Source organism: Actinoplanes sp. NPDC048791, from assembly GCF_040650095.1.
Lineage (GTDB): Bacteria > Actinomycetota > Actinomycetes > Mycobacteriales > Micromonosporaceae > Actinoplanes.
Window position 1 is genome coordinate 1 of sequence record NZ_JBEZGQ010000550.1, and the last position, 5,659, is coordinate 5,659.

Below are 5,659 nucleotides of genomic sequence, written 5' to 3' on the forward strand. Positions count from 1 at the left end.
GGTCACTGCACGCTGCGGGTCTACGCCGACGACAGCAGCCTCGCCGCCCAGCCGGGCGAGGGTGCCCCGGCCGACCGGCCCGGTGAGGGCCGGTTCGGCGCGTTCGGGGAGCTGAGTGAGCTGGTCCGCCGGCTGCGGTCGGCCGAGGCCGCTGACGCCTCGGGGCGCTGGCTGTTCCTGTTCGTCGAGACGACCACGCACGGGGTGACGGTGGAACGCCGCTACGACTCGTGGCCGGACTGGTGGGAGGACAACGGCATCTCGGGTCCGTGGCGCAGCAACCTGCGGGCCGAGGTGCAGGCGCGGGAGCCGGCGTGGCACCCGTCCTGGACCGCGCTGCTCGACCCCGAGGTCGCCTACCGCTCGGCGGAGTGAGCCAGCCGGGCCTGCCACGGATGGTCCGGGTGGGCCAGGGCCAGCGCCGCGTCCAGCCAGGCCCGGCGGCCGGCCGACAGCTCCGGCAGCACCGCGGCCAGGTCCTGCTCGTCCTTGTCCCGGGCGGCCTTGGCCTTGAACAACAGGACCACCTCCGGCACGACGAAAGGGATCCCGTCCGGGGTGCGTTGCACCACCTCCGCGTACGGGCGGCGGATCCGCTCGTCGCGCCGGCAGATCCAGGTGTCGCCGTCGTGCGGCTCCCGGAACACGTCGAAGCGCCATCTCCCGATCGCCGGGTCCAGGGCCCAGGTCTGGAACTCGGCGGCCAGGCTCACCGGGTCGGCGGGTGTCAGCCTCCCGGACTGCGGCACGTGGAACTCCCAGCCCGGGAACAGCGGGGTGAGCTGCCCGAAGTCCGACGCGGGCAGGGCCATCTCGATGTCGTGATGGTCGCGGGTCACCCGGCCGAGGAACAGATCAACCGCCCACCCACCGGCCACGGCCCAGGTGACGGGCAGCCCGGCCAGCCGGCCGGCCAGCTCCTGCGGCGAGTACGGCTGCCACTCGTCCACCCCGGGAGTCATGCCGTCAGCGTAGGGCCTGTCGATACAGTGCGCGGGTGAGCAGACTCCTCAACGGCATCACCAGCACGCTGCGCCGGGTCGCGGCCCGGCGTACCCCGGCCCCGCAGGGCACCGCGCACCCCGCCCCGCCCCGGCAGGTCCCCACCGCCCAGCGCGGGCGCCACCTCGAGTATTCGCCGAACCTCGACGGCGACGCCGATCCGGGCGAGATCGTGTGGACCTGGGTGAAGTACGAGGACGACCCGTCGCAGGGCAAGGACCGGCCGGTGCTCGTGGTCGGGCGCAACGGCCGTACCCTGCTCGGCCTGATGCTCTCCAGCCAGACCGAGCGCGACGGTCAGCGCAACTGGCTCGCCCTCGGCCCGGGTGACTGGGACCGCGATTCGCGGCCCAGCTGGATCCGGCTCGACCGGGTCCTCGAGGTCGACGAGGACGGCATCCGCCGCGAGGGCGCGGTCCTGGACCGGGTCCGCTTCGACCGCGTCGCGGGTGTGCTGCGCCGCGATCACGGCTGGGCATAACCGGTCACCCCGGTGAGTTGACCACTACCGTGGTGAACATGGATACGGACGTTATGGTCGGTTTCGGCGGTAAGCAGGCGTGGCTGGCGGTCCGCGACGGCGACCCGGAGCAGGTGCTCGCCGCTCTCGGCCTGCGCGACCTCGGCGAGGTGTCCTGGCGCGCCGGCATCGACCTGGCGCACCTGAGCGACGACCGCGTCGCGGTGACGCCCGCGCTGCCGGGCGCCCGGGACACGTCCTGGGTGCTCGCAGCCGGCCGCTACCTGCTGCGCCCGGACACCGTGGTGGATCTCGTGGAGCTCTCCGCGCGCCTGCACACCGAGGTGCAGTTCTTCGCCACCCACCGGGTGACCGAGTCGCACCGCTGGCAGCGGGCGGTCGACGGTGAGCTGGTCCGCACGTTCGGCTACGTCGGACAGACGGGCGACGTCACCTCGTGGCACGGCGACCCCGACCCGGCCGAGCGGGCCGCCGGGCTGCCGGCGAGTTTCGTGGACGAGGAGAGCACGGTGCTGGTCTCCGAACAGGACGTGCTGCGCGTCGCCGACGGGTGGAGCATCGACCCGTCCGCGCTCGACGGACGCAAGGCCCCCGGCCCGCTCCGCGTGGGCGCCGCGGACTGAGAGAGGACGACACCATGCGCAAGTACGTGATCATGGGCGTGCAGGGCAGCGGCAAGGGCACCCAGGCCGAGCTGCTCTGCCAGGACCTGGACCTGGTGCACATCAGCGTCGGCGACATCTTCCGCTGGCACGTGCAGCGCCACACCAAGCTCGGCGCCCAGGTGCGGCGCACCATGAACGCCGGCGAGCTGGTCGGCGACGACATGGTGGAGTCCGTGGTCCGCGACCGCCTGGACCAGCACGACTGGAACTTCGGCTTCGTCATCGACGGGTTCCCGCGCAACGGCCGGCAGGCCGAGTTCTTCATGGAGAGCTACGACATCGACGGCGTCATCCACCTGGAGCTGCCCGACGACGAGGTCCGCCGCCGGGTGCTCAGCCGGCGGCTCTGCCCCGGCTGCGGGATGGACTACAACCTGATCGCCGACCGGCCCGAGGTCGAGGGCCGCTGCGACATCTGCGGCACCGAGCTGATCACCCGCGCGGACGACACCCCGGAGGCACTCGCGGCCCGGCTGCGCGACTACCACGAGAAGACGCGGCCGGTGCTGGAGCTGTTCGGCCGCAAGGAGGTCGTGCACGACGTGGACGCCCGCCCCTCGGCCGACGAGGTGCAGGCGTCCATCCGTACGGCGCTGGGGCTACCCGCCTACGCCCCGGCCGCCTGACCGCTCAGGCGGTGAACTTGTTGCGGCGGCGGGTGAACAGGAACGCGACCACACCGGCCACGAGCAGCAGGCCGCCGACCCCCGCGATCGCGACAGCGTTGATGCCGGTCACCGGCAGTCCGCCGCCGCTGCCGCCGTCAGCCGGCGGGGTGGTCGCCGGGGCGGCGTCCGTGCCGGTCGGGGTGGCGGTCGGCGCCGAGGTGGGCGCGGTGGTCGGTGCGGTGGTCGGCGGCGTCGTCGCCGGGATCACCAGCTTCACGTACGCGAAGCCGACCCGCTCGGTCTTCGCCGGCACGGGCAGCTCTTTGGGCTCGAGGGCCAGCTTCTCCCCGGTGCCGGCCACGGGCGCCGAGCCCTGACCACTGTCGCGCTCGGCGAACTTCTTGATGCCGCCGTTCTTGTCGGCCCAGTCCTTGGGGAACCACTGGAAGACGATGCTGCCGCTGATGTCCTGCGCCGCGGCCTCGGCGGAGACCTGGAACGGCGAGAGCGCGTACGTCCCGCCGACCGGCAGCTCCGGATCGAACTCACACCACGCGCCGTCGAGGTTGCTGTCGGTGTAGTACAGGCAGTTGGTGAAGGTCTTCGGCAGGTTCAGGTCGTTGAAGGTCCGGACGTTGACCACCACCCCGGCCGACGGCGCGGTGCCGCGGTTGGTGACGCCCAGCACCACCGGAATGGTCTCACCGCGGTGGATCGGGTAGGTGACGGAACGGCCGTTCGCGTCGCGTTCGGTCAGCGCCCCGAACAGCGGGACATCCTCGGCCGCCAGGGCCACCGAAGGGACCGCCAGGACGCCGGCGGTGACGAGAGCCGCGCCGAGTGCGCGCAAGATGGTCTTCACGAGCGGGCACCCTACAAGGCTTCGGCAACCAGCGCGTGCCCGGTTCAGTCAGCGTCGTGAATGTCGTATCCGTGCCTGGTGAGTGCCTTCTCGACCGTTTTGCAGACCCGCTCGACGACGGCGAGGCGGGCGTAGTGCTTGTCGTCACCGGCGATGACGTGCCAGCGCGCCTTCGGCCGGTCCGTCTTGTCGAGCATCTCCGCGACCGCGACCTCGTAGTCGGCGCGGCGGTCCCGGTTGCGCCAGTCCTCGTCCGTGAGCTTCCACCGGCGCAACGGGTCGCCGGCCCGGTCCTCGAAGCGGCGCAGCTGCTCGTCCTCCGAGACGTGCATCCAGAACTTGATGAGGATCGCGCCCTCGGCGGTCAGCGTCCGTTCGAACTCGGCGATCTCGTCGTACGCGCGGGTCCACTGTTTCGTGGTGGCGAAGCCCTCGACCCGTTCGACCAGGACGCGGCCGTACCAGGAGCGGTCCAGCACCGTCATGCCACCCCAGCCGGGCAGCTTGGGCCAGAAGCGCCAGAGGAAGTGGTGCCGCTTCTCGTCGTAGGTCGGCGCGGCGAACTGCGACACCCGGACGTGCCGCGGGTCCAGCGGCGCGACCAGCCGTTTGATCGCCCCGCCCTTGCCGGAGGCGTCCCAGCCCTCGAAGAGGACACAGAGCGGCGGTCCGATCTTCTTGTTGCCGATCTGGCCGCCGAGCAGCAGCCGCAGGCGCAGCAGCCGCTGCTGGGCGGTCTCCAGCCGCTCCTTGGCCTGCTTCTTGGACAGCTCGACGGGCGGTGCGGCGGAACCCAGGCGACTCATCGCCCCAGCCTCGCACCCGGCCGCACCCGCGGCATCCCGAAACCCGGTGTGAGCGGCCCGGCCCGGTGCGGGACAATTTCCCGGTGACTCTCGTTGACGACATGCAGTGGCGCGGACTGATCCAGGACTCCACCGACCCCGAGGAGCTGCGCAAGCACCTCGACGGCGGCTCGATCACGTTCTACGTCGGCTTCGACCCGACCGCCGCCTCCCTGCACGTCGGCAACCTCATGCAGGTCGTCACCGCCCGCCGCCTGCAGCTGGCCGGGCACCGCCCGTTGCTGCTGGTCGGCGGCGCGACCGGCCAGATCGGCGACCCGGGCGGCAAGTCCGCCGAGCGCGTGCTCAACCCGCGCGAGGTGACCGCCGGCTGGGTGCTGCGCATCCGCGACCAGCTCGCCCCGTTCGTCACGTACGAGGGTGAGAACGCCGCCACCATGGTCAACAACCTGGACTGGACCGGCGACCTGTCGGTGATCGACTTCCTGCGCGACGTCGGCAAGCACTTCCCGGTCAACAAGATGCTGGCCCGCGACGTGGTGAAGAACCGCCTGGAGACCGGCATCAGCTTCACCGAGTTCAGCTACCAGCTGCTGCAGGCCAACGACTTCCACGAGCTGCACCAGCGGTACGGCTGCTCCCTGCAGTTCGGCGGCTCCGACCAGTGGGGCAACATCACCGCCGGCGTCGACTTCGTCCGCCGCCGCGGGGCCGGCCCGGTGCACGCCTTCACCACCCCGCTGGTCCTCAAGGCCGACGGCACCAAGTTCGGCAAGAGCGAGGGCGGCGCCACCTGGCTCGACCCGGCGATGACCTCGCCGTACGCGTTCTACCAGTTCTGGGTCAACGCCGACGACCGGGACATCCCGCAGTACCTGCGCTACTTCAGCTTCAAGAGCCGCGAGGAGATCGAGGAGCTGGAGAAGGCGACCGCCGAGCGGCCGCAGGCCCGGCTGGCCCAGCGTGAGCTGGCCTTCGAGATCACCGCGCTCGTGCACGGCGAGGAGGAGGCCCGGCAGGCGGTCACGGCCAGCCAGGCGCTGTTCGGCCGGGGATCGCTGGAGGAGCTCTCGGCGGACACGCTGCGGGCCGCGCTGTCCGAGGCCGGCCTGACGGAGGTACGCGGTGAGCTCCCGACCGCGCCTTCAGCAGTGCGGCCGATCGGGTCGAGTTGGAGCAGGTGCTCGACCGGCACAGCAGCGAGGAGGCTCGCGAGGTGCGGGGGATTCTGCTCC

Annotated in this window: 7 protein-coding genes and 1 pseudogene; 5 read left to right on the forward strand and 3 right to left on the reverse strand. The window is 71.6% G+C overall.

The annotated features are described in order from the left end of the window. Positions 1 to 375 (forward strand): annotated as a pseudogene (locus tag AB0C29_RS30710) (hypothetical protein); the annotation flags it as partial. On the opposite strand, the gene AB0C29_RS30715 reads toward AB0C29_RS30710, so the two are convergent. Next, entirely contained in the window at positions 357 to 962 is a 606-nt protein-coding gene (locus AB0C29_RS30715; protein WP_360827413.1) for a nucleotidyltransferase domain-containing protein, read from the reverse strand. The pseudogene AB0C29_RS30710 and the gene AB0C29_RS30715 overlap by 19 nt on opposite strands. Positions 963 to 997: 35 nt before the next feature. On the opposite strand from AB0C29_RS30715, the gene AB0C29_RS30720 reads away from it, so the two are divergent. From AB0C29_RS30720 to AB0C29_RS30730, 3 genes are read left to right on the forward strand one after another with little or no spacing between them, the layout of a single operon-like run. Beyond that, on the forward strand, positions 998 to 1,483 hold the full coding sequence (locus AB0C29_RS30720) for a type II toxin-antitoxin system PemK/MazF family toxin (RefSeq protein ID WP_360827416.1): 486 nt from the start codon (positions 998 to 1,000) through the stop codon (positions 1,481 to 1,483). A gap of 38 nt (positions 1,484 to 1,521) precedes the next feature. Next, the gene (locus tag AB0C29_RS30725) at positions 1,522 to 2,106 is read left to right on the forward strand and encodes a hypothetical protein (protein ID WP_360827419.1); all 585 of its coding nucleotides are present in this window, start codon (positions 1,522 to 1,524) and stop codon (positions 2,104 to 2,106) included. A gap of 14 nt (positions 2,107 to 2,120) precedes the next feature. After that, positions 2,121 to 2,774: a nucleoside monophosphate kinase gene (locus tag AB0C29_RS30730; RefSeq protein ID WP_360827422.1), complete on the forward strand. Its 654-nt coding sequence runs from the start codon at positions 2,121 to 2,123 to the stop codon at positions 2,772 to 2,774. A 4-nt stretch (positions 2,775 to 2,778) separates the two neighbouring features. On the opposite strand, the gene AB0C29_RS30735 is transcribed toward AB0C29_RS30730, so the two are convergent. Together AB0C29_RS30735 and AB0C29_RS30740 are read right to left on the reverse strand one after the other, a co-directional pair. Then, positions 2,779 to 3,618 (reverse strand): LPXTG cell wall anchor domain-containing protein, encoded by an 840-nt coding sequence (locus AB0C29_RS30735; protein ID WP_360827425.1) that lies wholly within the window; start codon positions 3,616 to 3,618, stop codon positions 2,779 to 2,781. Positions 3,619 to 3,662: 44 nt separating this feature from the next. Beyond that, the gene (locus AB0C29_RS30740) at positions 3,663 to 4,424 is read right to left on the reverse strand and encodes a UDP-galactose-lipid carrier transferase (RefSeq protein WP_360827428.1); all 762 of its coding nucleotides are present in this window, start codon (positions 4,422 to 4,424) and stop codon (positions 3,663 to 3,665) included. A gap of 101 nt (positions 4,425 to 4,525) precedes the next feature. On the opposite strand from AB0C29_RS30740, the gene tyrS reads away from it, so the two are divergent. Then, positions 4,526 to 5,659 (forward strand): tyrosine--tRNA ligase (gene tyrS / locus AB0C29_RS30745; protein ID WP_360827431.1); only part of this gene is annotated, 1,134 nt, incomplete at its 3' end.